Origin of the sequence: Sphingopyxis sp., assembly GCF_036402335.1 — a bacterium.
Classification (GTDB): Bacteria; Pseudomonadota; Alphaproteobacteria; order Sphingomonadales; family Sphingomonadaceae; genus Sphingopyxis.
Window position 1 is genome coordinate 1 of record NZ_DASWTD010000552.1, and the last position, 2,180, is coordinate 2,180.

At 65.2% G+C, this 2,180-nt stretch carries 1 protein-coding gene; it reads right to left on the reverse strand.

What is annotated here, in order from left to right; genetic code table 11:
• Nucleotides 1-26: 26 nt before the first annotated feature.
• Nucleotides 27-1,841, reverse strand: a complete 1,815-nt coding sequence (locus tag VGD20_RS18040) for a DUF885 domain-containing protein (protein WP_331135762.1) — start codon at nucleotides 1,839-1,841, stop codon at nucleotides 27-29.
• Between the last annotated feature and the right edge of the window lie 339 nt (nucleotides 1,842-2,180).

Here is a 2,180-nt window from a genome sequence, read left to right on the forward strand (position 1 = left end):
AACTCGCCCACCTCAGCGTCGCCGCGTCACTTCTTCTTCGCCGCGATATAGCGCGTCACCTGCTCCTCAAGAATGTCGAGCGGCAGCGCGCCTTCGCTGAGCACCGCCTCATGGAAATCGCGGATGTCGAAACGGGGCCCCAGCTCGCTTTCAGCGCGCTTGCGCAGCTCGGCGATCCTGAGCTGGCCGACCATGTAGCTCGTCGCCTGACCCGGCCAGTTGAAATAGCGGTCGACCTCGCGTGCGATGTCGGTGTCCGAGACCGAGCTGTTCGCCTTGAAGTAAGCGATCGCCTGCTCGCGCGTCCAGCGCTTCGAATGGATGCCGGTGTCGAGCACGAGGCGGATCGCGCGCCACACCTGCAGCGACAGCATGCCGAAGCGGTCATAGGGGGTCTTATAGACGCCCATCTCGTTCGCGAGCCGCTCCGAATAAAGTCCCCAGCCCTCCATATAGGCGCCATAGCCGCCGAACTTGCGGAACTTGGGGATGCCGGTGAGTTCCTGCTGGCGCGCGATCTGGAAATGGTGCCCCGGCGCGCCTTCGTGCGCGGCGATGCCGGCGACCTGCACCTTTTGCGTCTGGTTCATGTCGACGAGGTTGACGTAATAGATGCCGGGGCGCGAGCCGTCTGCCGAGGGCGGGTTGTAGAAGGCGGTCGGCGCCGTTGCCTCGCGCCATTTTTCGACCGCGCGCACTTCGAGCGGCGCTTTGGGCAGCACGCTGAAATAGCGCGGTGCGGTATCCATCACCGATGCGATCACCGCGCGCGCGTCGGCGAGATAGGTTTCGCGGCCGGCCTCGGTATTCGGATATTTGAACTGCGGATCGGTGCGGATGTGGTCGAAGAATTGTTCGAGCGTGCCCTTGAAGCCGACCTCGTTTTTGATCGCCTCCATCTCGCTGCGGATCGCCGCGACCTGCGCGAGGCCAAGGTCGTGAATCTGGTCGGCGGTGAGGCTGGTGGTGGTCGAGCTCTTCAGCCGGTCGGCGTAATAGGCCGCGCCGTCGGGGAGGCTCCACGCGCCGAAATTGCCCTTCGATTGAGGCTCGATCTCGTCGATCGCGGCGACCAGCGTGTCATAACCATGCTTGAACGGGCCGGTCAGCGCGGCGCTGGCATCGGCGATCAGCTTGGCCTTCGTCGCGGCCGGGGCATCCAGCGTATCGACCTTTTTGCGGAAATCGGCCATCAGCGTCGAATCGGCACCGCTGCCGAAGGGCGCGCCGGCGATGACTTTCAGTGCGTCGGCGCGCGCGGGGGCGAAATTGACCTTGTTGGGGACGATCCCCGCCGCGGCCTGTTCGCGCATCGTCGCCGCGACCTCGGTCATCACGCGGTCGGTGTCGCGCAGGCGGGCGATATAGGCCTCGGCGTCGGCGATCGTGTCGATCTTGTGATTGTTGATGAGCAGCACGGGGATCGCGCCCGCGGGGCTGCCGTTCGTCGAGACGGGGAAGCGCAGCTTGCGGAAGCGGAGCGATTCGCGGCCGCGTTCGACTTCATATTCGAACAATCGGTAGCTCACCCGCGCGCTCTCGCCGAGCTGGTCGGGCTTGAAGTTGGCGCGCATGTCTTTCAACTGGCGCTCGGCCAGTTCCTGATCGCGCAGCGATGCGGCGTCGGTATAATCGTCGAGCTTGTCGTAGCTGGTCTTGAGCCCGAGCTGCGTCTGCGATTCGGGGCTGAGGCCCAGCCGCTCATCGAACGCCTGGTCGAGGAACTGGAGCAGGGCCTGATCCTGCGCCCCGGCTTGCGGTGCCGCCTGCGCGAAGGCGGGCGCGGTCATCGGGGCGAAGGGCAGGACGGGGAGCAGCATCAGGGCAACGGCGAGGCGCATTACATTCTCCTATCGAATGAGGGAGTTGTTGCGCAGCCCCGGGCCGGGCGCAATATTATTTCAGCGGCTGTTTGTCGTCGTGTGGGTCGAAGGGCTGTTTCGGGGTGGGGAGGCGGACGTTCAGATCCTCCCTGTCGCGCAGCGATGGGGAGGGGGACCGCCGCCGCAGGCGGTGGTGGAGGGGTCGCGACGCTGCGCCATTACCCCTCCGTCAGCCCTACGGGCTGCCACCTCCCCATCGCTTCGCGTGGGGAGGATCTTTGCGGCAACTAACGCCCGAAACCGGCCTCAGAACCCCAGGTTTCTCAACGCCACCCGGAACGAGAAGCTGTTGCCCCT

Excerpts from the sequence above, each read along its gene's own strand:
- VGD20_RS18040 (WP_331135762.1), bottom strand. The coding sequence starts at position 1,841 with ATGCGCCTCGCCGTTGCCCTGATGCTGCTCCCCGTCCTGCCCTTCGCC.